Origin of the sequence: Streptomyces sp. NRRL WC-3605, from assembly GCF_001509795.1 — a bacterium.
In the GTDB taxonomy this organism is placed as follows: domain Bacteria; phylum Actinomycetota; class Actinomycetes; order Streptomycetales; family Streptomycetaceae; genus Streptomyces; species Streptomyces viridochromogenes.
In genome coordinates, this window is record NZ_LLZN01000052.1 from 74,278 (window position 1) to 98,040 (window position 23,763).

Here is a 23,763-nt window from a genome sequence, read left to right on the forward strand (position 1 = left end):
GTCCGCGCAGGGGTGCCGCTACGCCTTGCTGTGCGAGAACAGCTTCAGCACCGGCACGCCCACCTTGTGCCGGGCCCGCGAGGCCCAGTCCCGGTGGAAGAACTCCTCCACGTAGTGCGGGTCGGTCAGCACGATGACCTCGTCCGCCCCGACCTCGCGCACGACGTCCTTGAGCGCGTCCAGCGGATGGTCCTCCAGCAGCCGGCCCTCGGCCTGCGCCCCGGCGGTGCGCAGGGCGGTGAGCGACACCTCCAGGGCGCGCTCGCCCGTGCTCAGGGCCTCCTCGCCCTCGGGGGTCTCGCCCTCGCGCACCGCCTCGTCCAGCTCGCCGAGCGCGATGTCGTCGATGGCGCGCAGCAGCCGGTCGGCCTGCTCGCCGCGCGGCTGGAGCAGCACGTGGAAGGCGACCTCCTCGTCGCCGTGCAAGGTGGTGACGAACTCCACGTCGGCGGACGTCAGGGCCTTCTCGATCATCAGTACGCTTGTGAACACCGGCGCCCCTTCTGCGGAAACCATCCTTCCCCGTGCTGGCACGGGGACTGCGCAATGTAGTCTGCCCGGCCGAAGCCAAGCGGAACGACCTATTCCGCCGTTTCCCGGGCCATGGATCAGAGAACCCCTCTCGCGCCGGACCTAACCTCGCGGCCGCCGGTAGCGGCCGAACAGGAAGCCGTCCTCCTCCAGCAGGGACGCCAGCTCGAACCGCCGCGGCACGGCCACCGCGGGTCCGCCGGCGATGCGCTGGGCGTCCCCGGCGGTGAGCATCGGCGAGATCGTCAGGCACAGTTCGTCGAGCACCCCGGCCGCCACGAACTGCCCGAGCAGCCGGGGACCGCCCTCGGTCAGCAGCCGGGTGTGGCCGAGCCCGGCGAGGGCGGCCACGGCACGGGCCGGATCGACGCCTGCGCCGTCACCGGCGACCACCACCCGGGCACCCGACCACTCCGCCTCCGCGACCCGGTCCGCCGGCGCGGCGGCGCCGGTCAGCACCAGGGTCGGCACGAGGGGCGAGGTGAACAGCGGCAGACCGAAGTCCAGGTCGAGGCTCGCGCTGATCACCGCGATGGCGGGGGCGGGCCCCTGTCCGGCGGCGGCCCGCGCCCCGGCGAACTCGGCCCGCGCCCGAGCGGGGCGGTACCCCTCCTGGCGGACCGTTTCCGCACCGGCGACCACGACGTCCGCGAGCGCCCGCAAGGTGCCGAAGATCCGCATGTCGGCGGCACAGGAGATGGGCTGCGACCGCCCCTCGTGCTGGGCGGCCCCGTCGAGGGTGGACACCATGTTGCCGCGCAGCCACGGGGTCGCCTCGCCGGGTCCGGCGTCCGGGTAGGCGTACGCGGCGGCGAGCTCGGCCAGGCTCCACTCCCGGCCGGCCCCGGATCCGCTCCCCCCGGAAGCGCTCGGCGTCGTCTCGTCGGTCACAGGGAACAGGCGTCGCATGGCAAGGAGTGTGGCACGGCCACCTCCGCCGCCCCGGCCACCGCCCGCGCCACCGCCCCGCCCTCCGCACGCGCGCTCGCGCACGTCACCGGCGTGGACGCCGTCCGGGCGGACGCCTGGGTGCGCCGGGCAGGCCCTACCATGGTGAACCGTGTCGTCCTCCTCCGCCGCGTCCCAGCCGAGCCCGATAGCCGAAGCGAGCCCGCTCTCCCTGTGCGCCCGCGAGCCGCACGTACCGGCGGACCGGCTGGTCGCCGAGATGGTGCCGCCGCCCCGCTTCGACTCGGTCCGCTTCGGCACGTACATCCCGGACCCGAACCAGCCCAGCCAGACCGAGGCGGTCCAGGTCCTGGAGTCCTTCGCCGGAGGGCTCGGCGGCGCCCACGCGAGCGGCGGCGGCAGGCCCCGGCGCGGCCTGCTCGGCTTCGGCCGCGCGAAGGCGCCCAAGGCCCCGGCGGGACCCCGCGGTGTCTACCTCGACGGCGGCTACGGCGTCGGCAAGACCCATCTGCTCGCCTCCCTGTGGCACGCCACCCCGGCCGAGCCGTCCCTGAAGGCGTTCGGCACCTTCGTGGAGCTGACGAACCTGGTCGGCGCCCTCGGCTTCCAGCAGACCGTGCAGACGCTCTCCGGCCACCGTCTGCTCTGCATCGACGAGTTCGAGCTGGACGACCCGGGCGACACCGTCCTCGTCTCCACCCTGCTCGGCAAGCTGGTCGACGCGGGGGTCGCGCTCGCCGCCACCTCCAACACCCTGCCCGGCAAGCTCGGCGAGGGCCGCTTCGCGGCGGCCGACTTCCTGCGCGAGATCCAGGGTCTGTCCGCCCACTTCCGCGCGCTGCGCATCGACGGCGAGGACTACCGCCACCGCGGCCTGCCGCAGGCCCCGGCCCCGTTCTCGGACGACCAGGTGACCCGGGCGGCGTACGCCACCGAGGGCGCCTCGCTCGACGACTTCCCCCGGCTGCTGGACCACCTGGCCCGGGTCCACCCGAGCCGCTACGGCGCGCTGACGGACGGCCTGAAGGCGGTGTGCCTCACCGGGGTGCAGCCGGTCCCGGACCAGTCCACCGCCCTGCGGCTGGTGGTGCTCGCCGACCGGCTCTACGACCGCGAGGTCCCGGTCCTGGCCTCCGGGCTGCCCTTCGACCGGCTGTTCAGCGAGGAGATGCTGAACGGCGGCTACCGCAAGAAGTACTTCCGCGCCATCTCCCGGCTGACCGCGCTGGCCCGCGACGCGCGGGGGCTCGTGGCCGACTGACGGCCGCCTCGGCGCAACCCTCCGGCGCACAGCGGGAGTTCAGGCCATTTCACCCTCACCTTTGAGGCGCTTCGCGGCATGGGGCGTCAGGTTGAGCGTGCAAACAACATCGCCGGGTTACCTTCTTCCTTGACCAACGGTTGACCAGCCGTTGGCCGGTGCATGGGGTGCGCACGGGCCGGAAGGGGGCGCATGTTCGGAGGTCGGACGACCACGACCGGTCTTCCCCTCCTGGCCCCCTGCCGGTCCGCACCCCCTCTCCTCGCACCCGCCGCCTTCTTCGCATCCGCGCATACGGCCCGTGAAGCAAAGGCCAAGACCCACCCGGGGGACGATCTCCCCGAGGCGGTGCGGAAGGCGGTCCCCCCACCTCTGTCACGCACACCCCGACGCGCCCGCCGAGACGCGCCAGGAGGAGTCACCACTCATGCAGCCCCTCATCGACAACGCCCGTATGTTCGGACAGCGCCCTGAGGAGTTCGCCCCGCTGGCCGCAGGACAGTCACCCCAGGTCCTCTTCATCACCTGTTCCGACTCCCGGGTCGTACCGGCCCTGATCACGGGCGCCCGGCCCGGCGAGCTCTTCGAGCTGCGCACCGCGGGCAACATCGTCCCCCCGTACGGCTCCGGGCAGCCCACCGGCGAGGCCGCCACCATCGAGTACGCCGTGGAGGTCCTCGGCGTACGTGACGTCGTGGTCTGCGGCCACTCCCACTGCGGAGCGGTGGGCGCGCTGGTGCGCGGCGACGACCTGGACGCCGTCCCGGCTGTGCGCGACTGGCTGGCGCACGCGGCGCCGCCCCCGGCCGGCACCCCGGAGGACCCCGAGGTCGCCGAGGGCGTCCAGGCGCATGTGCTGGCCCAGGTGCTGCGGCTGCGCTCGTACCCGTGCGTCGCCGGACGGCTCACGGCGGGCCTGCTCACCGTGCACGCCTGGTACTACGAGGTGCACCGCGGGACCGTGCGGGTCCACGACCCCGCCACCGACGCCTTCGAGGCGCTGTGACCGCCCGGCGCGCCGCGTTCCCCCACATACGGCGGGACCTCGCCGCCTCCCTGGTGGTGTTCCTGGTCGCGCTGCCGCTGTGCGTCGGGGTGGCCGTCGCCTCCGGGGTCCCCGCCGAGCTGGGGCTCGTCACCGGCATCGTGGGCGGCGTCGTCACCGGCCTGATGCGCGGCAGCACCCTGCAGGTCTCCGGTCCCGCCGCCGGGCTGACCGTGCTGGTGCTGGAGGCGGTGCGGGAGTTCGGGCTGCCGGCCCTCGGCGTCCTGGTGCTCGCCACCGGCCTGCTCCAGATCCTCATGGGGGCCCTGCGGCTGGGCCGCTGGTTCCGGGCCATCTCGGTGTCCGTCGTCGAGGGCATGCTGGCCGGCATCGGTCTCGTGCTGATCGCCGGGCAGCTCTACTCGGTCGCGGACGCGGAGGCGCCCGCCTCGGGCACCGAGCGGATGGCCGGGCTGCCCGGCACGCTCGCCCGGGCCGCCGGGGACACGGAGACGCTGGCCTCGATCGGGCTGGGTGCCGGTACCGTCGCCGTCCTGGTGCTGTGGCCGCGGATGCCGCGCCGGGTGCGCGCGGTCCCCGGCCCGCTCGCGGCCGTCGCGCTGGCGACGGCCGCCGCGGCCGCCCTCTCGCTGCCGGTCGCCACGGTCGAGGTCGAGGGCCTGCTGGACGCCGTCCAGCCGCCCGGCGCGGAGGCGCTCGGCGTCCTGGCCGACCCGGCGGTCTGCGGCACGATCATCGCCTTCACCCTGATCGCCTCCGCCGAGTCGCTGTTCAGCGCCGCGGCCGTCGACCGGATGCACGACGGGCCCCGCACCCGCTACGACCAGGAGCTGATGGCGCAGGGCACGGGCAACGCCGTCTGCGGTCTGCTCGGCGCCCTGCCGATGACGGCGGTCATCGTGCGCAGCTCGGCCAATGTGCGGGCGGGGGCGCGGACCCGGGCGGCGCGTGTCCTGCACGGCGTCTGGCTGCTGCTGTTCGCGGCGCTGCTGCCCGCCGCGCTGGGGCTGCTGCCGCTGCCCGCGCTGGCCGGGGTCCTGCTGCACGCGGGCTGGAAGCTGATCCCGTTCCGGGGGCTGCTGACCCTGTGGCGGGGTGAGCGGGGCGAGGCGCTGATCCTCGTCACCACGGCGGTGTCGATCGTCGCGCTGAACATGTTCGAGGGTGTGCTGATCGGTCTCGCCCTGTCGGTGGCCAAGGCCGCCTGGGGGGCCTCGCACGTCCGGCTCGAGGTGCGGGACCTGGGTGCCGGGCCGGTCCGGGCGCAGCTGTCGGGCAACGCGACGTTCCTGCGGCTGCCGAAGATCCTCGACAGCCTGGAGGCCCTGCCGCAGGACCGGCCGGTGGAGCTCGACCTGTCGGGCCTGCACCACCTCGACCACGCCTGCCGTACGGCCCTGGAGAACTGGGCCGAGCGGCACAGCGCGGCGGGCACCACGCCCGTACGCCTCACCGCGCGCTGAGCGCGCTCGCCCGTCGGTCGCCTTGTGGCCCCACGGCGACGGGCGGGCATATCGTTGCAGAGAGGCGCGGAACGGACCTCTCCGCGAGGAGGTCGACATGGTCGAGGAGCTGCTGGGCGCCGCCGCCGGAGTGGCCGCCGCCGGAGTGGTCTACGTGGCCGCGGCGGCCCGTGTGGTCAAGCAGTACGAGCGCGGGGTGGTGCTGCGGCTCGGGCGGCTCGCCGGGGACGTGCGCACTCCCGGGTTCACGATGATCGTTCCTTTCGTGGACCGGCTGCACAAGGTCAACATGCAGATCGTGACGCTGCCGGTGCCGGGCCAGGAGGGCATCACCCGGGACAACGTGACCGTGCGGGTGGACGCGGTCGTCTACTTCAAGGTGGTCGACGCCGCGAGCGCCCTGATCACGGTCGAGGACTACAAGTACGCGGTCTCCCAGATGGCGCAGACGTCGCTGCGCTCGATCATCGGCAAGAGCGACCTGGACGACCTGCTCTCCAACCGGGAGAAGCTCAACCAGGGCCTGGAGCTGATGATCGACAGCCCGGCGATCGGCTGGGGCGTGCAGGTGGACCGCGTCGAGATCAAGGACGTGTCGCTGCCGGAGTCGATGAAGCGCTCGATGGCCCGCCAGGCCGAGGCGGACCGCGAGCGGCGGGCCCGGATCATCAACGCGGACGCCGAGCTCCAGGCCTCCCGGAAACTGGCCGACGCGGCCCGGCAGATGGCCGAGACCCCCTCCGCGCTCCAGCTGCGGCTGCTGCAGACGGTGATGGCGGTGGCCGCGGAGAAGAACTCCACGCTGGTCCTGCCGATCCCGGTGGAGCTGCTGCGCTTCCTGGAGCGCGGCGAGGACCACGGGGAGCGCCAGGCCCCTGCGCCCGCGCCCGCCGCCCGCCCGGCCGGGGACCCGCCGGAGGCCGAGGACCCGCCGGCCGAGGACGCGCCGAAGGCCGTCGAACCGCCCCCGGAGCGTCCGGTCGAACGGACGATCGACGACATCATCGGTGACGCGCAAGGGAAGTGACACGAGCTACACGCGTGGTTCCCGCGAGTCCCGCCAGGTGATAGACACGGCTGGGTCACATCTCCTGTCCGCCAGCAGGAAGGTTGTTCCCCCCCATGTCCGCAACCGCGTCCGCACCCGGCGGCTCCGGCTCGACCCGCCGTCAGATCCTGGCCCGTACCGGCGCGTTGGGTGTCTCCATCGCCTTCGCCGGCAACGTCGCCGAACTCTTCACCGGCACCGCCGCCGCCCAGAACCTGGGCCACTCCGGCTACGGCCCGCTGGTCCCCGACCCGAACGGCCTGCTCGACCTGCCAAAAGGTTTCTCTTACCGGGTGCTCTCCCGCGAGGGCGACCAGCTCCGCTCCGGCGAGGGCGAGGTCCCCTCCCACTGCGACGGCATGTCCGCCTTCGGCGCCCGCTCCGGCCGCGTCCACCTGGTCCGCAACCACGAGAACCGCGCGGACGCCGCGATCGCCGTCCCCACCGTCAAGGGCCTGACCTACGACCCGGAGGGCAAGGGCGGCTGTACGGCGCTGACCCTGGACCGGCACGACCACGTGCTGTCCGAGCGGGTCGCCATCGCCGGCACCGCCGTCAACTGCGCGGGCGGGCCCACCCCTTGGGGCACCTGGCTGACCTGCGAGGAGACCGAGGACAAGGCCGGCACCAACGGCTACACCAAGGACCACGGCTTCATCTTCGAGGTCGACCCGGACGACCCGCACCGCTCGGGCGCGGTCCCGCTCACCGCCATGGGCCGCTTCCAGCACGAGGCCGTCGCGGTCGATCCCCGGCGCGGGGTCGTCTACGAGACCGAGGACGCGTTCGAGCGGCCGTTCGGGCTGTTCTACCGCTTCCTGCCCGAACGGCCGCACGGCGGCCTCGGCTCGCTGCGCGCCGGCGGGCGCCTGCAGGCCATGCGGGTGCCGGGCGTGCCGGACCTGTCCACGATCCAGGAGACGGGCACCACGTTCGACCGCATCGAGTGGGTGGACGTGCCCGACCCGCTCGCCGCCGGGACCCCCATCCGCTTCCAGGACTTCGGCCCGAAGGGCATCACCCACGCGCAGAAGCTCGAGGGCTGCTACTGGGGCGGGCGGTCGGTGTACTTCGTCTCCTCGTTCGCCCGCCGCTCCGACGGCTCGGCGGCGGACCACTACGGGCAGATCTGGCGCTACGACCCCACCGAGCGCCGGCTCACCCTGGTGATCGTCTTCGGCCCCGACACGGACGTCCAGCTCCCCGGCGAGTCCCCCGACAACATCTGCCTCGCCCCCAGCGGCGGCCTGATGGTGTGCGAGGACGGCAACGGCGCCCAGCACGTCTTCGGTGTGACCCGGCGCGGGGAGGTGTACGCGATGGCGCGCAACGCCCAGAACATCAACACCCCGGACGATCCGGAGTGGGGCGAGTTCGCCGGTGTCACCTTCTCCCCCGACGGCGGCACCATGTACGTCAACTGCTACGACCCCGGGACCACGTTCGCGGTGACGGGACCCTGGCGCCGCTGACCCTGGCGGACCCGGCCGGCCGGCGTGGGTGCCACCCGGCGCCCCCACCGACCGGCCGGGTGACTCCGGCCCGGCACCCCCGCCGGCGCACCGGAATGTCCATCTGATCCTCATATTGTCGAGCGGTGATCATTCGCGTCCGGCGGATCGCCGCCGTCTGCGCCCTCGGCACGGCGCTCACCGCACTCGCCGCGTGCTCGGCACCGCAGCCGGTCCGCGCGCCGCGCGCCACCGCCGGCCCCGCCGTCGCCTCCGCCTCACCCGCGGCCGGGCCGCCGACCCTCGCCCCCGGCCCGGCCGGCCTGACCCCGGTCTTCGAGCACGGTCCCCGCACCGGTGACCGGGCCGTCGCCCTGACCTTCGACGCCGACATGACCGCCGACCAGGGCCCGCGCGCCGCGCGGGGCGAGCGGTTCGACAACCCGGGGCTCATCGCGGCCCTGCGGGAGCTGAAGGTTCCGGCCACGGTGTTCATGACGGGCCGGTGGGCCGAGCAGTACCCGCGGCAGGCCCGCTCCCTCGGCCGGGACCCCCTCTTCGAGATCGCCAACCACTCCTACAGCCACTACGCCTTCACGGAGGACTGCTACGGCCTGCCGACCGTGGACGAGGAGCGGATGCGCACCGACGTCGAGCGGGCCTACGCCGCCTTCCGCGAGGCCGGCGTGCCCGATCCGATGCCGTACTTCCGCTTCCCCGGCGGCTGCCACGACACACGGGCGCTGCGCGCCCTGACCCCGGCAGGTGTCACGGCCGTGCAGTGGGACGTGGTGAGCGGGGACGCCTTCGCCACGGACGCCGGGGCGGTCGCCCGGGAGGTTCTGGACGGGGTGCGGCCCGGGTCCGTGGTGGTGCTGCACTGCACGCTGAGCGCGGCCCCGACGACCGAGCGCGTGGTGCGCGAGGTGGTGCCGGAGCTGCGCGGGAAGGGCTTCCGGTTCGTGAAGGTGTCCGAGCTGATCGGCGCCTCGGGCGGCCGCCGCTGACCGTCCTACCCTGGAGGCATGAGCGAGGACTACTGCACGATCGCCGACGGGGTGAAGCCGCCGGAGGCGGACGGGCCGCCGTACGCGGAGTGTGTGCTGTGCCGGGAGCCGACGGAGTACCCGGAGTCGTACAAGGGCATCACGCTGTGCCCGGTCTGCGAGTGGCAGGAGGCGCAGCGCACGGCCTGCTCCGGCTGACCGCGTCGTCGGCCCGCGCGCCGGGTTGGCAGACTGGACCGCGTGAACAGTGAGCCCACGCCCGCCGGTGACAGCCCCTTCCGCTCCGAGTCGGAGGCGCGCGACAGCGCCCCGCAGTTCGTCCTGCCCCTGGTCGTACGGATCGAGCGTGCCGCTCCCCCGGCCCGCACCGACGCGCTGGAGACGTCGGCGCGGGCCGTCCTGGTGTTCCTGAGCGACGAGCGCTCCCTCGGCGGGGGCGAGTGGGCCGGGGCCGTCCGGAACTGGGAGGACGCGCGGATCCGCAAGGTCGTGCGGCGGGCGCGGGGCGCCGAGTGGCGGCGCGCCCAGGAGCTGCCCGGCATCACCGTCACCGGCAAGTCCGCGGAGGTGCGGGTGTTCCCGCCGGTCCCGCTGGACGGCTGGCCGAAGGACCTGGCGAAGCTCCAGGTCTCCGGCACCGACCTCGACGACCCGGAGCCGCCGCTGGCCGCCGGGCCCGCCGAGCCGGTGCTGTGGCTCAACCCCGATCTCGACATGTCGGCCGGCAAGGCGATGGCGCAGACCGGCCACGCGGCGCAGCTCGCCTGGTGGGAGCTGCCGGACGCGGAGCGGGACGCCTGGCGCGCGGCCGGGTTCCCGCTGGCCGTGCGGACCGCGGACCCGGCGCGCTGGCGGGAGCTGACGGAGTCCGGCCTGCCGCTGGTGCGGGACGCCGGGTTCACGGAGATCGCGCCGGGCTCCTGCACGGTCGTCGCCGACCACCCCGCGCTGCGCCGGGCGCCCGGCGCCTGAACGTTCCGGGCGTCCCCCGCGTACGGGACGGGGGCGGCGAACCTCAAATGTTGCTCTGAAGGTGGCTCCCCGAGGGTTCGGGCGGGTCCGCGCGGGGCCATACCCCCGTCACGTCCGGCACGCCCGGGGAGGCGGGCGGCGGACCGGCACGAGGCGGAGGTGGGGACGATGGTGCGGCTGGGGACCGGGATCGGGTGGCGTCCGGAGATCGCGGACGCCGTGGAGCGCATGCCGGGCATCGACTGGGTCGAGACGGTCGCCGAGAACGTCTGCCCCGGGCATCTGCCGGAGTCCCTGCTGCGGCTGCGGGAGCGCGGGGTGACCGTGGTCCCGCACGGCGTCTCCCTCGGCCTGGGCGGCGCCGAACGGCCCGACGAGGGGCGGCTGACCGCGCTCGCCGAGCGGGCTCAGGCCTTGGACTCGCCGCTGGTCACCGAGCACATCGCGTTCGTCCGGGCCGGCGGCGCGCTGACCGCCTCCCCGCGCCTGGAGGCGGGCCACCTCCTGCCGGTCCCGCGCACCCGGGACGCCCTGGACGTGCTGTGCGAGAACGTGCGGATCGCGCAGGACGCGCTGCCGGTGCCGCTCGCCGTGGAGAACATCGCGGCCCTGTTCTCCTGGCCGGGCGAGGAGATGACGGAGGGCCAGTTCCTGTACGAGCTGGCCGACCGCACCGGCGTACGGCTGCTGATCGACGTGGCCAATCTGCACACCAACCACGTCAACCGGGGCGAGGACCCCGCGAAGGCGCTCGCCGAACTGCCGCTGGAGGCCATCGCGTACGTGCACGTGGCGGGCGGCTTCGAGCGCGACGGGGTCTGGCACGACAGCCACGCCCACCCGGTGCCCCGGCCGGTCCTCGACATCCTGACGGACCTCGCGTCGCGGGTGTCCCCGCCGGGGGTCCTGCTGGAACGCGACGAGAACTTCCCCGAGCCGGCGGAGCTGGAGCGGGAGCTGGACGGCATCCGGGAGGCGCTGGCGACCGGCGGAGCCCGGCGGGTGGCGGCCCCGGCGGAGCCGGCGCGGACGGCGGCTCCTGTGGTCGCCGAGGCCCCCGCGCCGGTCCGGGAGCGGCTGGCGCTGGCGCAGACGGCACTGCTGTCCGCGCTCGTCGCGGGGACCCCGGCGCCGGAGGGCTTCGACCGGGTGCGGCTCGGGGTGCAGGCGCGGGCGCTCGCCGGGAAGCGGGCGGACGTGGTGGCCAGGGTGGCGCCCGAACTGCCGGCGATCCTCGGGGACGGCTACCGGCCGGCGTTCCTCGCGTACGCGCAGCGGAACCCGATGAGCGGCGGCTACCGGCGGGACGCGCTGGACTTCGCCGGGCACCTGCTCGCCGAGGAGCGGCCGGCGGACTCCGGTGCCGGGGCGGAGCTGCGGGAGTGGTGGCTGGAGCGGTCCGGTCCGAAGCCGCGTTCGCGCCGTCCGGCGGTACGGCTGGCGCGGGCCACGCGCCGGGTACTGCTGCGCCGCTGACGGCGATCCCGCACGCGTTCGGGCGTTTCCTTCCTGTACATCCCCGTACGTCGGATTCCGTGCAGGCCGACGGCAGTTGGCGTGGGCTCGAAGTAATATGCCCATCCCATCCCCGAAGCGCACTGACGTGCGGTGCCGCGACAGGAGGCACCTCATGCGACAGCGACCTCCCCTCAAGGGCCGAGGCATCCTCAGCGGCACCGGTCTCATCGTCACGGGCCTGGTGGCCACGCTCGCGGCGATGATCTTCCCGGTCTGGTCGTACGCCGACCGGGCGGGGACCGGGCTCGCCGTGCTCAACGCGCAGAGCGTCACGACCGGCTACGGCCCCCTGTCGGCCCTCGACCGCGACTTCATCACGAAGGTCCGGCTCGCCGGCCTGTGGGAACTGCCCGCCGGCCGGCTCGCCCAGCAGAAGGGCTCCACCGACGCCGTACGGACCGCCGGGCGGCACCTCGTCGAGGGGCACACGTTCCTCGACGACCGGGTGCGCGACGTGGCCGCCCAGCTCAGCCTCCAGCTGCCCGACGAGCCGACGGAGCAGCAGCGCGGGTGGCTGATGGAGCTGAGCGAGGCCGAAGGCGCCGACTTCGACCAGAAGTTCGCGAACATCCTGCGGCTGGCGCACGGCAAGGTGTTCACGGTCGTCGCCGAGGTGCGCGCCGGCACCCGCAACTCGCTGGTCCGCAAGCTGGCCGACGACGCCAACACCACCGTCCTGGACCACATCACGGTCCTGGAGGCCACCGGTCACGTCGACTACGAGGCGCTGGCGAGGGACCTGGCCGCCGGCAGCACCCCTCCGCTCGCCCCCTCCCCGGCGCCGCCCGGCCCGGTCGCCGACCCGTCCCCGGCGGTGCCGGCGAACCCGGATCCGTCGCCGACGTACTCGCTGCCTCCGGCGGCCAGCAGTCCGCGCCCGCCCACCACCCGGGAGCCGCAGGACGGTTCGGGAACCTCCTGATCGCCGTCCGTCCCGATCCGGAACGTCACAACCTCGCACATCCGTGTCCGGATGGTGAACAAACCATGGCGCCACGCCGTGCTTCTGGCATAGAAAAACGGCATGTTCTGGGTCCTCCTCCTGCTGCTGGCCTGGGCCGTCGCCGGCACGGCCTGCACCCGGCTGTGCCTCGCCGCCGTACACGCCGCGGCCAGGGACGTGAACGGCGCGCCCGCCGCCCGGCGGCACGATCTGACCCTGTACGAGGCCGCGTTCCTGTCCGGCGGCCCGCGCCGGGTCGCCGATCTGACCCTCGTGTCGATGGCCCGGCAGCGACGGCTGCTGCTCGCGCACACCGGGTGGGCGACGGTGGTCGATCCGCGCGGCCGCGACGAGATGGAGCGTTCGGTGATCGGGGCCATCGGCCCCGAGGGCCAGTCGCGGATAGCGCCGGTGCGGGACGCGGCGGCCGCCGCCGACGCCGTCGGCACTCTCGCCGACCGGCTGGTGGGCGCGGGCCTCGCCGTACCCGACGGGCCGCGCCGCGACATCTCGGCGGCGATGCGCCAGGTGCGGTTCGCCGCCCTGGCCGTGCCCGTGCTCGGTGCCGCCGCGCTGCTGATGCCCGGCCGCGCGGACATGCCGGGGCAGCTGGTCGCGCTCTGGTTCGCGCTCCCCCTCATCCTCACCCTGAGCTGTCTGGCCATCGCCCGCGTCGAGATCTCCCCGTACGCTCGGTGGGCCTCCCCGGCCGGGCAGCGGCTGCTGCACTCCCTCGCCCGGGGCTCCCGGGGCTCCGACGACCGCACCTTCCTCACCGCCGTCGCCGTACGCGGCGTGCGGGCGGTCGGCGAGCCGGAGCTGCGGGCGGCCTTCGCGCACCGCGACCCGGCCCACGGGACGGACCGGCACCGCGGCGACACGACCGGGATCGCGTGACGCATAGGGGGCATTGACGCCGACACCGGCGGGCGGTGCTTTACTTCCTCAACCCGCGAACGAAATATCCCTTCTGTTGCTGCCGTGCACCGAAGGGATACGCGATGCGAGCTGCCGCCCTCTACTCGGCCGCGGGGGCACTGCTCCTGACGACCCTGTCCGCCGCACCGGCGGGAGCCACCGGGGCCGCCCCCGGCTGGAGCGAGAGACACGGCACCGCGGTCGCCGCCCTGCGCGCCGAGACCGCCGGCATCGACTTCGGCGCCTGCCCCAAGAGCCAGGGCCTGCCCTCGAACGTGAAGTGCGGGACGGTGTCCGTCCCCCTCGACTACACCCGCCCGTACGGCGAGCAGATCCGGCTCACCGTCAGCCGCGTGCGCGCCACCCACCGGGACCCGGGCAACAGCAAGCACCGGGTGCCGCGCAAGGGTGCCCTGGTCTACAACCCGGGCGGTCCGGGCGCCTCGGGGCTGCACTTCCCGCTCATCGGGGTGCTGCCCGCGTGGAAGCGCCTGGCGGCCGCCTACGACCTGGTGGGTTACGCCCCGCGCGGGGTCGGCCCGTCCGCGAAGCTGTCCTGCGAGGATGCCGGGCAGTACCTCAAGGCCCCGACCCTCGCGCCGGTCCACCCGTCCGAGGCGTACAAGAAGGAGCGGGTCGCCCGGGCCAAGGCGTACGCGCGTGGCTGCGCCCGGCGCGCGGGCAGCGCGCTGCGGCACTACAACTCCCTGAACAACGCCCGCGACCTGGACGTCCTGCGGGCCGCGCTGGGCGAGCCGAAGCTGAACTTCATGGGCGCCTCGTACGGCACCTACTTCGGGGCGCTGTACGCGCACCTCTTCCCCACGCACGTGAAGCGCATGGTGTTCGACTCGGCGGTGAACCCGGACCCCGCGCAGATCTGGTACCACAACAACCTCGCCCAGTCGGTGGCGTTCGAGAGCCGCTGGGCGGACTTCCGGGAGTGGGTGGCCCGGCACCACGCCGACTACGGACTCGGCCGCACCGCTCAGGCCGTGCTGCGCAGCTACGACAAGGCGCGGGCGCGGCTGGCCGCGAAGCCGGCCGGCGGGCGGATCGGCCCGGGTCAGCTGCAGGAGGCGTTCCTGCAGGCCGGCTATTACGACGACTACTGGCCCTCGCGGGCGCAGGCGCTGTCGGCGTATCTGAAGGGCGACGCCAAGCCGCTGGTGGAGCTGGCGTCACCGGTGACGGAGGCGGCGGCCGAGGAGGAGAACACGAACGCCGTGTACACGGCCGTCGAGTGCAACGACGCGCCCTGGCCGACGGACTGGCGGGTGTGGGACCGGGACAACACGCGGCTCGCGCGGGTGGCACCCTTCGAGACCTGGGACAACGCCTGGATGAACCTGCCGTGCGCGTTCTGGAAGGCGCCCCGGCAGCAGCCGGTGGACGTGCGGACCGGGCCGGGCGAGCTGCCCCCGATCCTGATCCTGGCGGCCGAGCGGGACGCGGCCACGCCGTACGACGGGGCGCTGGAGATGCAGCGGCGGCTGGCCGGCTCGGTGCTGGTGACCGAGCGCAACGCCGGGACGCACGGCATCGCCTACGGGCCCAACAAGTGCGTCAACGCGTACGTCGACGCCTATCTGCTGGAAGGACGGCTCCCGGCGCGCCGGGCGTCGTGCGAGGGACGCCCGCAGCCCGAACCGCAGCGCGCCGACGCGCGTACGTCCAAGCGGCCGGCCGCGACGAAGCCGGGTGAGCGGCCGAAGGCCGCCGGCTGAGCAGGCACCGCACACGCACGAAGGCCCGGGGTGAACCCCCGGGCCTTCGTGCGTCACGTGCCGGTCAGGCCAGTCCGGCGACCAGGTCCGCCACCGACTTGCGGCGGCCGGTGTAGAAGGGGACCTCCTCGCGGACGTGCCTCCGCGCCTCCGAGCCGCGCAGGTGACGCATGAGGTCGACGATGCGGTACAGCTCGTCGGCCTCGAAGGCGAGGATCCACTCGTAGTCGCCGAGGGAGAACGAGGCGACCGTGTTGGCGCGGACGTCGGGGTAGCCGCGGGCCATCTTGCCGTGGTCGGCGAGCATGCGGCGGCGGTCCTCGTCGGGCAGCAGGTACCAGTCGTAGGAGCGCACGAAGGGGTAGACGCTGACGTAGTCGCGGGGCGTCTCGTCGGCGAGGAACGCCGGGATGTGAGAGCGGTTGAACTCGGCGGGGCGGTGCAGCGCCATGTTCGACCAGACGGGCTCCAGGCCACGGCCCAGCCGGGTGCGGCGGAAGAGGTTGTACGCCTCCTGGAGCTGGTCGCTGGTCTCGGCGTGCCACCAGATCATGACGTCGGCGTCGGCGCGCAGACCGGAGACGTCGTAGGTGCCGCGGATGGTCACGTCCTTGGCGGCGAGCTGGTCGAACAGCTCCTGGACCTCGTCGGCGTAGCCCGTGCGGTCCTCCGGGAGCACGTCCTTCAGCTTGAAGACCGACCAGAGGGTGTAGCGGATGACCTCGTTGAGGTCCTTGGCCAGCTTGCCCTTGTTCGGGATCCTGCCGGTCTCGGTGGTGGAGGCGTCGTCACTCATGTCCTCATTCTCCTGCTCCTCCGTGCAGACTCTGCACCGGGTGGGCGGTGAGCTGCTGCACACCGCTCAGGTCTCCGGCCAGCTGGTCGACCGCCGCGTAGGCGCTCGCGATGCAGGCCGGGATGCCCACGCCGTCGTACGGGGCGCCGCACACGGCCAGGCCGGGGAGTTCGGCGACGCGCGCGCGGACGCGGGCCACGCGCGCGTGGTGGCCGACGGGGTACTGGGGCAGTCCGCCGGTCCAGCGGGTGACGCGGGTCTCCAGCGGCGTGGCGTCGAGGCCGGTCGCCTCCTGGAGGTCGCGCCGGGAGACGGCGACGAGGTCGGCGTCGTCGCGGGACAGGATCTCCGTCTCGCCGTACCGGCCGACGGAGGTGCGCAGCACCAGCACGTCCGGGTCCTCGTCGGCGATCCAGCCCCATTTGCGGGACGCGAACGTCGACGCCTTGATGGTGCGGCCGTCGACGGGCGGCACCAGGAAGCCGCTGCCGTCGGGGAGGGCGGCGGCGTCGGCGCGCCGGTAGGCGAGGGTGACCAGGGCCATGGAGGCGTACTCGACGGCGTCGAGCTCGGCGGCGGCCGCGGGGGCCTCGGCCCGCAGGAGTGCCGCGGCGGCCGGGGCGGGCACGGCGACGACGACGGCGTCGGCGCGCAGCACCCGGTCGCCGGCGACGACACGCCATCCGGTGGGCCCCTCGCGGCGCAGTTCGGTGACCGGCGCGCCGGTGACGATCTCGCCGCCGCGCGCGCGGACGGACGCGGCGACGGCGAGGGGGAGCTGTCCGACGCCGCCCTCGATGCCCATGAACACCGGGCCGGTCTGCTGCCGGGCGGCGGCCGCGGCCTGGATCCCGCGCACCGCCTCGGTGAGCGAGTCGTGGGTGCGGGCGGCCTGGTAGAGCTGGGGGACGGCGGAGCGCAGCGAGATGCGGTAGGCGTCGCCCGCGTACACGCCGCCCAGCAGGGGTTCGACGAGCCGGTCGACGACCTCGCGGCCGAGGCGGGCCGCGACGTACGCGCCGACGGCGACGTCGTCGCCGACCTCGGTGCGCGGCAGGTCGGCGTCGCGCTCGATGCGGGCGAGGCCCTCCTGCGAGAGCAGGCCGGACAGGGCGGACGCGGTTCCGGGAACGCCCATCACATGGCCCTTGGGCATGGGGCGCAGGGCGCCGCGCGTCCAGATCGACGCGGTCGCGGTGGCGGGCGGCTGGAGCCGCTCGGCGAGGCCCACCTCGCGGGCGAGGGCGACGGCCTCGGGGCGGCGGGCGAGCATCGACTCGGCGCCGAGGTCCACGCGCACCCCGGCGATCCGGCCGGGCAGCAGCTTGCCGCCGACGCGGTCCGACGTCTCCAGCACGGTGACGTCCCTCCCGCCGGCCAGCAGCCGGTGGGCGGCCGCCAGCCCGGCGATGCCGCCGCCGATGACGACGACCCGGCCGCCGGGCCCCGTACGGGTCTCCTCGTGCTCCTCGGTGTGCGCGCGCATGATCCCACTCTCTCAAACGGCACCGGCCCCGCCGCCAGGGCCGTACGGCCCACCCCGGCCGGGCCCGGTGTGCCCGCGCCGAGTCCCGACCGTGACCTCATCGGGACCGTTCGCCGCCAACGTTCCGGCGGGGCCGGGCGTCGAAGGATCGTCAGTCGTCCACGACGAGCCCTCGGGGGTACCCGCCATGCGCGCACGCCGTTCCGCACGATCCGTCCAGGCCCTCGCCGGCCTCCTGCTGGCCGGGGCGCTCGCGCTCACCGGGTGCAGCGGCGCCGGCGACAGCGGTGCCTCCTCCGACTCCGCGGCGGGGGGCGAGGCCGCCAGGTCGGACGCCAAGGGGGTCGCCCCGGGCGGCGCCGCCGACTCCGGGTCGGGCGGGGCCTCCCGCAGGCAGCCCTCCACGGCGCCCAAGGCGGCCGCCACCCACATCATCCGCACCGCCTCGCTGACCGTGCGGGTGAAGGACGTGCCCGAGGCGCTGGACGAGGCCCGCACCACGGTGGAGAACGCGGGCGGGTTCGTCGGCGACGAGACCACCCGCCGGGACGGCGACGGCCGTGAACGCACGCGCGTGGTCCTGCGGGTGCCGGTCGAGAAGTACGCCGAGGTCCTGGAGGACCTGGAGGGCACGGGCAAGCTCGTCGAGCGCAGCGCCAAGGCGCAGGACGTCACCGACCAGGTCGTCGACGTGGAGAGCCGCATCACCTCGCAGCGGGCCAGCGTGGCCCGGATCCGGGAGCTGATGGACCGGGCGACCAGGCTGAGCGACGTGGTGACGCTGGAGGGCGAACTGAGCAGCCGGCAGGCCGACCTGGAGGCGCTGCTCGCCCAGCAGGCGTCCCTGAAGGACCGCACCAGCCTCGCGACCATCACCCTGTCCCTGTCGGAGACCCCGGTGAAGAAGGCGGCTCCCGAGGACGACGACCCGGGCTTCCTCGACGCGCTCGCGGGCGGCTGGGACGCGTTCGTGACGATGCTGCGCTGGCTGGCCGTGGTGTTCGGGGCCGTGCTGCCGTTCCTGGCGGTCGCGGCGCTGCTCGTGCTGCTGTGGGTGAGGGTCCTGCGGCCGCGCAGGCCGGCCCGGTCCGCCGCGCCGGACCCGTTGGGCACGGTCGGGCCGCTGCCGGCGGCGCGTCCGGCGCCGGACGCCACGCGTGCGGGCGGCGAACAGGGTGGCGAGCGGCCGTGAAATGCGCGGCGCCCGTAGCGTGTTCGCATGGACATGAGCGCTGAGCGGGGTGTGCGGGAACGGCTGGTCGTGATCGGTGGCGACGCCGCGGGGATGTCCGCGGCGTCGCAGGCACGGCGGCTGAGGGACGCCGGGGAGCTGGAGATCGTGGCCTTCGAACGCGGCCACTTCACCTCCTACTCGGCCTGCGGCATCCCGTACTGGGTGGGCGGCGACGTCGAGCGACGCGAGCAGCTGATCGCGCGGACCGCCGAGGAGCACCGCGCGCGGGACATCGATCTGCGCCTGCGGACGGAGGTCACCGAGATCGACGTGGCCGGGCGGCGGGTACGCGCGCGTGACGTCGACTCGGGGGACGAGTCCTGGACGTCGTACGACAAGCTCGTGATCGCGACCGGGGCGCGGCCGATCCGGCCCGACATGCCGGGTGCCGACGCGCCCGGTGTGCACGGGGTGCAGACCCTGGACGACGGGCAGGCCCTGATCGACACGCTGTCGCGCACGCGCGGCCGGCGCGCGGTGGTGGTCGGCGCGGGATACATCGGCGTCGAGATGGCCGAGGCCCTGATCAACCGCGGCTACGAGGTGACGGTCGTCAACCGGGGCAGCGAGCCCATGTCGACGCTGGACCCGGACATGGGCCGCCTGGTGCACGAGGCCATGGAAGGGCTCGGCATCACCATGGTGGACGACGCCGAGGTCACCAAGATCCTCACCGGTGACGACGGGCACGTGCGGGCCGTCGTCACCGAGGACGCCGAGTACCCGGCGGACGTGGTCGTCCTGGGCATCGGAGTCCGCCCGGAGACCACCCTGGCGCGCGCGGCGGGCCTGCCGCTGGGCGAGCACGGCGGGCTGCTGACCGACCGGTCCCTGCGGGTGCGCGGCCAGGCCGACATCTACGCCGGCGGCGACTGCGTGGAGGTCCTCGACCTGGTCTCCGGCCAGGAGCGCCACGTCCCGCTCGGCACCCACGCCAACAAGCACGGCCAGATCATCGGCACCAACGTGGGCGGCGGGTACGCCACGTTCCCCGGGGTGGTCGGCACGGCCGTCAGCAAGGTGTGCGACCTGGAGATCGCCCGCACGGGCCTGCGCGAGAAGGACGCGCGCAGGGCCGGCCTGCGGTACGTCACCGCCACCATCGAGTCCACGAGCCGCGCCGGGTACTACCCGGGCACCTCCCCCATGACGGTCAAGATGCTCGCCGAGCGCCGAACGGGACGGCTGCTCGGTGTGCAGATCGTCGGCCGCGAGGGCGCGGGCAAGCGCGTCGACATCGCGGCTGTGGCGCTCACGGCCGGGATGACGGTGGAGCAGATGACGTCACTGGACCTGGGGTACGCGCCGCCGTTCTCACCGGTGTGGGACCCGGTCCTGGTGGCGGCCCGCAAGGCGTCCAAGGCGGTGCACGGCGTCTCCTGAGCAGGCGGCCCGCCGGCCGCTCACGCGCTTCCGTTGATCCTCTCGATGGCCTGCCGCGCCTGCTCGGCCGGCGGGCGCGACGGCAGCGAGGACACGGACGCGCTGCTCGGCATGGCGGCGGGCTGCTCCCCCGCGGGCTTGGCGTGCGCCGCGGCGGGCCGCGTGGACCGCAGCCGGTGGCTGACGGCCTCGTCCAGGGTCACCGGCCGCTGCATCTGCGTCGCGAGACGCCCGGCGTCCTGGCCGAGCCGGGCCACGTCCTCCCACGGCAGCCGCAGCACCACGGCGATCTCGGCCTCCCCGTCGGGCAGTGCGTGTATCGCAGGAGTAACTCGGTCGCTCATCGCCTGTCCTCACGTCGTCCCCACGGCCCGCCTTCCCCGTGCCGCGGGCGGTTGTCGAGTCATACGCGGCGGGACACGCCGGTGTTCACCGGTTCGACGGACCGATCGGGGGCACATATGTGTCGTGGTCATCCCCGTCCATGACGTCAACCCCGTCAGCCGTACGCCCCGTGTGACCTACGCGTTGATCATCGCGAACGTCCTGGTCTTCCTCTTCATGCCCGGCGGCGCCGGCTCCGTGGCCGGGGAGAGCAGCCTGGCGCAGCTGTGCCATCTGCAGGCGTTCCTGGAGCAGTACGCGGCCGTCCCGCGGGAGCTGATCCACGGTCAGCTGCCCGGTGTGGTCCCCACGGGCGGTGTCGCCGTCGGGCCGCACGGCCCGGGCTGTGTGATCGGCCCGCCGGAGTACGACAAGTCCCCGGTGCTGTCGGTGTTCACCGCGCTGTTCCTGCACGGCGGCTGGCTGCATCTGCTGGGCAACATGCTGTTCCTGCTGATCTTCGGCAACAACATCGAGGACCGCATGGGCCATGTGCGGTTCCTGCTGTTCTACGTCGTCTGCGGCTATGCGGCCTCGTACGGCTTCGCTCTGCTCAACGACGACTCGGCGGAACCGCTGATCGGCGCGTCCGGGGCCATCGCGGGGGTGCTGGGCGCCTATCTGGTGCTGTATCCGAGGGCCCGGGTGTGGGTCCTGGTGCCGTTCCTGGTCTTCCTGCCGCTGCGGCTGCCCGCGTGGCTGGTGCTCGGCTTCTGGTTCGTGCTCCAGGCCGTGTACTCCAACGGCGACGGCGTCTCGGACGCGGGCACGGTGGCGTACGCGGCGCATGTCGTGGGCTTCCTGGCGGGCATGGCCATCGCCTGGCCGCTGCGCCCGGGGACGCCGCCGCCCCCGGAGCCGGGCGGCCTGCTGTTCGGCAGGCGGGCGCGGCCCGGCTGGTGAGGGCGGCCGGTCCGAGCCCGCTGCGGGGGCCCGAACGCGGCGAGGTCAGACGGCCGTACGCGTGTGGACGTACTCCACGAGCCGGGTCAGGGCGTCGGGGTCGGTGGACGGCATCACGCCGTGACCGAGGTTGAACACGTGCCCCTCCAGGCCGGCGGCGGCGTCGAGGACCTCACGCGTCTTCGTCTCCACGGCCTCGGTCCCGGCGAACAGCACGGTCGGGTCGAGGTTGCCCTGGAGGGCCTTGCCCGGGCCGACCCGGCGGGCGGCCTCGTCGAGCGGGACGCGCCAGTCGACGCCGACGACGTCCGCGCCCGCCTCGCCCATGAGGCCCAGCAGTTCACCGGTGCCGACGCCGAAGTGGATGCGCGGGACGCCGTACCCGGCGACCGCGTCGAAGACCTTCGCGGACGCGGGCAGCACCGAGGCCCGGTAGTCGGCCGGGGCGAGCGCGCCGGCCCAGGAGTCGAAGAGCTGCACGGCGGAGGCGCCGGCCTCGATCTGCACCTTGAGGAAGGCGGCCGTGATCTCCGCGAGCCGGTCGAGCAGGTCGGCCCAGAGCTCCGGGTCGCCGTACATCATCGCCTTGGCGTTCTCGTACGTGCGGGACGGACCGCCCTCGACGAGGTAGCTCGCGAGGGTGAACGGAGCGCCGGCGAAACCGATGAGCGGGGTGGCCCCGAGCTCGGCCGTCAGCAGGCCGATGGCCTCGGTGACGTAGGAGACGTCCTCGGGGGTGAGGTCGCGCAGCCGGGCCAGGTCGGCGCGGGTGCGCACGGGCTGCTCCACGACGGGGCCGACGCCGGGCTTGATGTCGAGGTCGACGCCGATGGCCTTGAGCGGGACGACGATGTCGCTGAAGTAGATCGCCGCGTCGACGCCGTGCCGGCGGACGGGCTGCAGGGTGATCTCGGCGACCAGGTCGGGGCGCATGCAGGAGTCGAGCATCCCGATGCCCTCGCGGACCTTGCGGTACTCCGGCAGTGAGCGCCCGGCCTGCCGCATGAACCACACCGGCGTGTGCGGCACCGGCTCGCGCCGGCACGCCTTGAGGAAGGCGGAGTCGTACGGGGCGGACGGCGGCGTCTGGTTGGCACTCACGGGCCCAAGTCTCGCACGGCCGGGGAGGGCCGGGCGCCGGGGGCGGCGGTGATGTCCGGGTGTCCCTCCCTGCACGCGGCCCCTGTTCCCCTTAATCTTCCCGGCATGGCTGCGGCTCAGGGAAGACTGTCGGACGGCACTGGCGGAGCGGATGACGCGAAGGGCGGCGGAGAGGCGGAGCGCAATGCGCGGAGTACGGCCCCGCCGGCCTTCCGAGCCGCGGTGGAGGCCCTGCGCGGCAGCCGGCTGCGCCCGCAGATCGAGGTGGAGCAGACCAAGGCGCCCCAGCGTCTCGCCCCGTACGCGTACGCGCTGGAGGCGACCGTCGTCGACGGCGACCAGGACCTGGCCGACGGCCGTCTCGTGCTGCTGCACGACCCGGACGGGCACGACGCCTGGCGGGGGACGTTCCGTCTCGTGACGCTGGTGCGCGCGGAGCTGGAGCCGGAGATGGCCGCCGATCCGCTGCTGCCCGAGGTGTGCTGGTCCTGGCTGACCGGCGCGCTCCAGGCGCGCGGGCTGTCGTACGGGGAACCGAGCGGCACCGTGACCCGGGCGAGCTCTCACTACTTCGGGGGGCTGTCGGAGCGCCCGGCGGCCTCGCAGATCGAGATCCGCGCCTCGTGGACGCCGCGGGAGGGCCTGGGCGGCGTCCCGGACACCGCGGCCCATCTGACGTCGTGGTGCGATCTGCTCGCCCAGGTCGCGGGACTGCCGCCGGCGGGCCCCGGGGACGCCTCGGTGGTGACGCTGCCGCAGCGCCGCGACCCGCAGGCACGCTGACACCGGGGCGGACCGAGGGGTCCGCCCCGCCCGTCACTTTGTCGATACGGCCACTTTCGGTCAGGAAACCGCCCTCGATCGAACCGATATCGGTCTCGAACGATCGACCACCTGTCCGAATTGCCCCAATTGTTACTCACTAAATCGTGATCTTTCCCTAAAGGGCCAGAGGTTTGGTGCCGAAGACGACTGTGACCTTGAAAGCCGTCCCCGCACCCCAGGAGGCCCGGTGTCCGTTCTCCTCGAGCAGCCCGCAAGCCTGGTCGCCTACCGCCCGAACAAGCCGACCGCCATGGTGGTCGTGGCCGACCCGCGCGTCCGCTCCACCGTCACCCGCCACCTCTGGGCGCTCGGTGTGCGCGACGTCATCGAAGCCTCGTCCGTCGCGGAGGCTCGTCCCCGCATCGGCAACCCCCGCGACATCTGCGTCGCCGACGTCCACCTCCCCGACGGCTCCGGCCTCACCCTGCTGTCCGAGACCCGCGCCGCGGGCTGGCCGAACGGCCTCGCCCTCTCCGCCGCCGACGACATCGGCGCCGTACGCAACGCCCTCGCGGGCGGTGTGAAGGGCTACGTCGTCACCGGCACCCGCACCAACCTCGGGCTCCCCACCCGCCCCGGTGCCGCCCCCATCGGCTCCGCCGCCGCCCGTATGCACCGCCGCCACCCGGGTGCCCCGAGCCACCCGGGCGGCTACCGCGAACTCTCCGGCCGCGAGGTCGAGGTCCTGCGGCTGGTGGCGGAGGGCCAGTCGAACAAGGCCATCGGCGTCTCGATGGGCCTGTCCGCCCTGACCGTCAAGAGCCACCTCGCCCGCATCGCCCGCAAGCTCGGCACCGGCGACCGCGCCGGGATGGTCGCCGTGGCCCTGCGGACCGGCATCATCCACTGAACCCCCACCCGTCCGGCCGACCCGCCCGCCCGTCCACCGAGGTGAAC

23 protein-coding genes are annotated in these 23,763 nt (G+C 74.0%); 17 read left to right on the forward strand and 6 right to left on the reverse strand.

The genetic code is table 11. The annotated features are described in order from the left end of the window. Positions 1-18 precede the first annotated feature (18 nt). Both ADL34_RS15490 and ADL34_RS15495 read right to left on the reverse strand, forming a co-directional pair. Entirely contained in the window at positions 19-492 is a 474-nt protein-coding gene (locus ADL34_RS15490; RefSeq protein ID WP_199835578.1) for an indole-3-glycerol phosphate synthase, read from the reverse strand. A gap of 141 nt (positions 493-633) precedes the next feature. Then, positions 634-1,440 carry a pyrimidine reductase family protein gene (locus tag ADL34_RS15495; RefSeq protein WP_062668613.1) on the reverse strand — a complete coding sequence of 269 codons (807 nt, stop codon included), beginning with the start codon at positions 1,438-1,440 and terminating at the stop codon, positions 634-636. Positions 1,441-1,591: 151 nt separating this feature from the next. On the opposite strand from ADL34_RS15495, the gene zapE reads away from it, so the two are divergent. The 12 genes from zapE to ADL34_RS15555 all read left to right on the forward strand — a co-directional run bounded on the left by zapE (position 1,592) and on the right by ADL34_RS15555 (position 14,754). Next, positions 1,592-2,701 carry a cell division protein ZapE gene (zapE, locus tag ADL34_RS15500; RefSeq protein ID WP_062668614.1) on the forward strand — a complete coding sequence of 370 codons (1,110 nt, stop codon included), beginning with the start codon at positions 1,592-1,594 and terminating at the stop codon, positions 2,699-2,701. A gap of 427 nt (positions 2,702-3,128) precedes the next feature. After that, the gene (locus tag ADL34_RS15505) at positions 3,129-3,707 is read left to right on the forward strand and encodes a carbonic anhydrase (RefSeq protein ID WP_062668615.1); all 579 of its coding nucleotides are present in this window, start codon (positions 3,129-3,131) and stop codon (positions 3,705-3,707) included. Beyond that, entirely contained in the window at positions 3,704-5,170 is a 1,467-nt protein-coding gene (locus ADL34_RS15510; RefSeq protein WP_062668616.1) for a SulP family inorganic anion transporter, read from the forward strand. The genes ADL34_RS15505 and ADL34_RS15510 overlap by 4 nt, the downstream gene beginning before the upstream one ends. 97 nt (positions 5,171-5,267) lie before the next feature. Next, positions 5,268-6,197, forward strand: a complete 930-nt coding sequence (locus ADL34_RS15515) for a slipin family protein (RefSeq protein WP_062668617.1) — start codon at positions 5,268-5,270, stop codon at positions 6,195-6,197. A 95-nt stretch (positions 6,198-6,292) separates the two neighbouring features. Next, entirely contained in the window at positions 6,293-7,690 is a 1,398-nt protein-coding gene (locus tag ADL34_RS15520; protein WP_062668618.1) for a PhoX family protein, read from the forward strand. A gap of 125 nt (positions 7,691-7,815) precedes the next feature. After that, positions 7,816-8,676: a polysaccharide deacetylase family protein gene (locus tag ADL34_RS15525; RefSeq protein WP_062668619.1), complete on the forward strand. Its 861-nt coding sequence runs from the start codon at positions 7,816-7,818 to the stop codon at positions 8,674-8,676. A gap of 18 nt (positions 8,677-8,694) precedes the next feature. Then, on the forward strand, positions 8,695-8,874 hold the full coding sequence (locus ADL34_RS15530; protein ID WP_062668620.1) for a hypothetical protein: 180 nt from the start codon (positions 8,695-8,697) through the stop codon (positions 8,872-8,874). Between the two features lie 42 nt (positions 8,875-8,916). After that, positions 8,917-9,648, forward strand: a complete 732-nt coding sequence (locus ADL34_RS15535) for a peptidyl-tRNA hydrolase (protein ID WP_062668621.1) — start codon at positions 8,917-8,919, stop codon at positions 9,646-9,648. 168 nt (positions 9,649-9,816) lie between these two features. Next, entirely contained in the window at positions 9,817-11,124 is a 1,308-nt protein-coding gene (locus ADL34_RS15540; RefSeq protein ID WP_062668622.1) for a DUF692 domain-containing protein, read from the forward strand. A gap of 154 nt (positions 11,125-11,278) precedes the next feature. Beyond that, the gene (locus ADL34_RS15545) at positions 11,279-12,088 is read left to right on the forward strand and encodes a DUF4142 domain-containing protein (protein WP_062668623.1); all 810 of its coding nucleotides are present in this window, start codon (positions 11,279-11,281) and stop codon (positions 12,086-12,088) included. Between the two features lie 102 nt (positions 12,089-12,190). Beyond that, positions 12,191-13,006: a TIGR04222 domain-containing membrane protein gene (locus tag ADL34_RS15550; protein WP_062668624.1), complete on the forward strand. Its 816-nt coding sequence runs from the start codon at positions 12,191-12,193 to the stop codon at positions 13,004-13,006. A 104-nt stretch (positions 13,007-13,110) separates the two neighbouring features. Then, on the forward strand, positions 13,111-14,754 hold the full coding sequence (locus tag ADL34_RS15555; protein ID WP_062668625.1) for an alpha/beta hydrolase: 1,644 nt from the start codon (positions 13,111-13,113) through the stop codon (positions 14,752-14,754). A 64-nt stretch (positions 14,755-14,818) separates the two neighbouring features. Here ADL34_RS15555 and hemQ read toward each other — a convergent pair whose 3' ends face one another. Together hemQ and hemG are read right to left on the reverse strand one after the other, a co-directional pair. Continuing rightward, the gene (hemQ, locus tag ADL34_RS15560) at positions 14,819-15,550 is read right to left on the reverse strand and encodes a hydrogen peroxide-dependent heme synthase (protein ID WP_062668626.1); all 732 of its coding nucleotides are present in this window, start codon (positions 15,548-15,550) and stop codon (positions 14,819-14,821) included. 4 nt (positions 15,551-15,554) lie between these two features. Beyond that, positions 15,555-17,036, reverse strand: coding sequence for a protoporphyrinogen oxidase (hemG, locus tag ADL34_RS15565; RefSeq protein ID WP_062668627.1), 1,482 nt, complete (start codon positions 17,034-17,036; stop codon positions 15,555-15,557). A 187-nt stretch (positions 17,037-17,223) separates the two neighbouring features. On the opposite strand from hemG, the gene ADL34_RS15570 reads away from it, so the two are divergent. Next, positions 17,224-18,228 carry a DUF4349 domain-containing protein gene (locus ADL34_RS15570; RefSeq protein ID WP_062668628.1) on the forward strand — a complete coding sequence of 335 codons (1,005 nt, stop codon included), beginning with the start codon at positions 17,224-17,226 and terminating at the stop codon, positions 18,226-18,228. A 27-nt stretch (positions 18,229-18,255) separates the two neighbouring features. Further along, on the forward strand, positions 18,256-19,653 hold the full coding sequence (locus tag ADL34_RS15575; protein ID WP_062668629.1) for an FAD-dependent oxidoreductase: 1,398 nt from the start codon (positions 18,256-18,258) through the stop codon (positions 19,651-19,653). Positions 19,654-19,673: 20 nt separating this feature from the next. Here the strand turns inward: ADL34_RS15575 and ADL34_RS15580 are convergent, their stop codons facing one another. Then, positions 19,674-19,997: a hypothetical protein gene (locus ADL34_RS15580; RefSeq protein ID WP_079034189.1), complete on the reverse strand. Its 324-nt coding sequence runs from the start codon at positions 19,995-19,997 to the stop codon at positions 19,674-19,676. Between the two features lie 124 nt (positions 19,998-20,121). Between ADL34_RS15580 and ADL34_RS15585 the strand changes: the two genes are divergently transcribed. Next, positions 20,122-20,940, forward strand: a complete 819-nt coding sequence (locus tag ADL34_RS15585; protein WP_062668630.1) for a rhomboid family intramembrane serine protease — start codon at positions 20,122-20,124, stop codon at positions 20,938-20,940. Positions 20,941-20,985: 45 nt separating this feature from the next. On the opposite strand, the gene hemE is transcribed toward ADL34_RS15585, so the two are convergent. After that, on the reverse strand, positions 20,986-22,041 hold the full coding sequence (hemE, locus tag ADL34_RS15590; protein ID WP_062668631.1) for a uroporphyrinogen decarboxylase: 1,056 nt from the start codon (positions 22,039-22,041) through the stop codon (positions 20,986-20,988). A gap of 105 nt (positions 22,042-22,146) precedes the next feature. Here hemE and ADL34_RS15595 point away from each other — a divergent pair, with 105 nt between their 5' ends. Both ADL34_RS15595 and ADL34_RS15600 read left to right on the forward strand, forming a co-directional pair. Next, positions 22,147-22,824 carry a DUF3000 domain-containing protein gene (locus ADL34_RS15595; protein ID WP_079034190.1) on the forward strand — a complete coding sequence of 226 codons (678 nt, stop codon included), beginning with the start codon at positions 22,147-22,149 and terminating at the stop codon, positions 22,822-22,824. Positions 22,825-23,053: 229 nt separating this feature from the next. Next, positions 23,054-23,716 carry a response regulator transcription factor gene (locus ADL34_RS15600; RefSeq protein WP_062739789.1) on the forward strand — a complete coding sequence of 221 codons (663 nt, stop codon included), beginning with the start codon at positions 23,054-23,056 and terminating at the stop codon, positions 23,714-23,716. The last annotated feature ends 47 nt before the right edge of the window (positions 23,717-23,763 follow it).

Bases quoted from the DNA above. Each gene is read 5' to 3' on its own strand.
- ADL34_RS15575 (WP_062668629.1), top strand. From the start codon at position 18,256: ATGGACATGAGCGCTGAGCGGGGTGTGCGGGAACGGCTGGTCGTGATC.
- hemG (WP_062668627.1), bottom strand. From the start codon at position 17,036: ATGCGCGCGCACACCGAGGAGCACGAGGAGACCCGTACGGGGCCCGGC.
- hemQ (WP_062668626.1), bottom strand. From the start codon at position 15,550: ATGAGTGACGACGCCTCCACCACCGAGACCGGCAGGATCCCGAACAAG.
- ADL34_RS15595 (WP_079034190.1), top strand. From the start codon at position 22,147: ATGGCTGCGGCTCAGGGAAGACTGTCGGACGGCACTGGCGGAGCGGAT.
- ADL34_RS15545 (WP_062668623.1), top strand. From the start codon at position 11,279: ATGCGACAGCGACCTCCCCTCAAGGGCCGAGGCATCCTCAGCGGCACC.
- ADL34_RS15515 (WP_062668617.1), top strand. From the start codon at position 5,268: ATGGTCGAGGAGCTGCTGGGCGCCGCCGCCGGAGTGGCCGCCGCCGGA.
- ADL34_RS15580 (WP_079034189.1), bottom strand. From the start codon at position 19,997: ATGAGCGACCGAGTTACTCCTGCGATACACGCACTGCCCGACGGGGAG.
- ADL34_RS15550 (WP_062668624.1), top strand. From the start codon at position 12,191: ATGTTCTGGGTCCTCCTCCTGCTGCTGGCCTGGGCCGTCGCCGGCACG.
- ADL34_RS15540 (WP_062668622.1), top strand. From the start codon at position 9,817: ATGGTGCGGCTGGGGACCGGGATCGGGTGGCGTCCGGAGATCGCGGAC.
- ADL34_RS15555 (WP_062668625.1), top strand. From the start codon at position 13,111: ATGCGAGCTGCCGCCCTCTACTCGGCCGCGGGGGCACTGCTCCTGACG.
- ADL34_RS15530 (WP_062668620.1), top strand. From the start codon at position 8,695: ATGAGCGAGGACTACTGCACGATCGCCGACGGGGTGAAGCCGCCGGAG.
- ADL34_RS15495 (WP_062668613.1), bottom strand. From the start codon at position 1,440: ATGCGACGCCTGTTCCCTGTGACCGACGAGACGACGCCGAGCGCTTCC.
- ADL34_RS15505 (WP_062668615.1), top strand. From the start codon at position 3,129: ATGCAGCCCCTCATCGACAACGCCCGTATGTTCGGACAGCGCCCTGAG.
- ADL34_RS15520 (WP_062668618.1), top strand. From the start codon at position 6,293: ATGTCCGCAACCGCGTCCGCACCCGGCGGCTCCGGCTCGACCCGCCGT.
- ADL34_RS15570 (WP_062668628.1), top strand. From the start codon at position 17,224: ATGCGCGCACGCCGTTCCGCACGATCCGTCCAGGCCCTCGCCGGCCTC.